This window comes from Acinetobacter sp. 228 (assembly GCF_048147885.1).
On the sequence record NZ_JAYWYV010000651.1, the window covers coordinates 1 to 1,007 of the forward strand.

General features: G+C 38.6%; 2 protein-coding genes and 1 pseudogene. 2 read left to right on the forward strand and 1 reads right to left on the reverse strand.

What is annotated here, in order from left to right:
* On the forward strand, positions 1 to 145 hold a 145-nt coding region (locus VXQ92_RS21590; RefSeq protein WP_416683128.1), incomplete at its 5' end, for a dTMP kinase.
* Positions 146 to 282: 137 nt separating this feature from the next.
* A complete protein-coding gene (locus VXQ92_RS21595) occupies positions 283 to 699 on the forward strand; it encodes a PaaI family thioesterase (protein WP_000842540.1) in 417 nt (138 codons plus the stop codon).
* Positions 700 to 754: 55 nt separating this feature from the next.
* Here VXQ92_RS21595 and VXQ92_RS21600 read toward each other — a convergent pair.
* Positions 755 to 1,007 (reverse strand): annotated as a pseudogene (locus VXQ92_RS21600) (L-aspartate oxidase); the annotation flags it as partial.

Sequence of the window (1,007 nt, forward strand, 5' to 3'; positions counted from 1 at the left end):
TGAACAGGAAAAGTTAAGCTTCTTTACCAAGGTTCGTGAAGGATATGAAACCTTATGGAAAGCTGAGCCTGAGCGTATTAAACGTTTAGATGCTACCCAAAGTCCTGATCAGGTATTCGAGCAAGCTTTGCAATATTTAGCATAAGCCATGGGATTATCCACTCTCATATTTTTGGGGGAGTGGTGAAAAATGACAAGAAATCTGGTTTCAAACGTCATAGAAAATATTGGGCAGTATCTTATGCTATTTTAATTACTGTTTAAAATTGAAGAATAACAAGGATGAAAAGCTCAAAAGAAGAAATTGTGGCATTTCTTGAAAAGGAATTCCCACAAAGTTTGGAACATTGCACGATTGAATCAGTCACCTCTAAAGCTGCCGTTGTTTATTATCACGTTGACCAAAGACATCAACGTCCGGGCGGTACTATATCTGGCCCGACTATGATGACTTTGGCTGACTTTGCTTTATATATTGCAATACTCGGTGAAATTGGAATTATTGGTTTAGCTGTAACCACCAATTTTAATATTAATTTCCTGAGAAAACCCGCAGGTGATCAAGACTTACGCAGTGAATGTAAACTCATGAAAGTAGGAAAGAGTTTAGTCGTAGGTGAGGTCTGGATTTATTCAGTAGGGCAAGAGGAACCCGTGGCACATGTGACCGCGACTTACTCAATTCCACCTAGACCATAAATCTTAAGTAATAAAAAAGCACGGCATGAACCGTGCTTTTTTATAAAGAAACTATTTATACACTGGTATTCACCAAAGGTTGCTCTACTGCAAAGTTTGGAGGCGTCAGAACCGTTTTACGAATCTCGCTCGAAGTTTCCGGATAATCAAGTGTGTAATGTAAGCCACGTGATTCTTTACGGTGCATGGCACAACGAACAATCATTTCAGAAACAAGTACAAGATTACGCAGTTCAATCAGGTTCTTGCTGACACGATAATCTTGATAATATTCAGTAATTTCGCGTTTTAACATTTCAATACGGTGT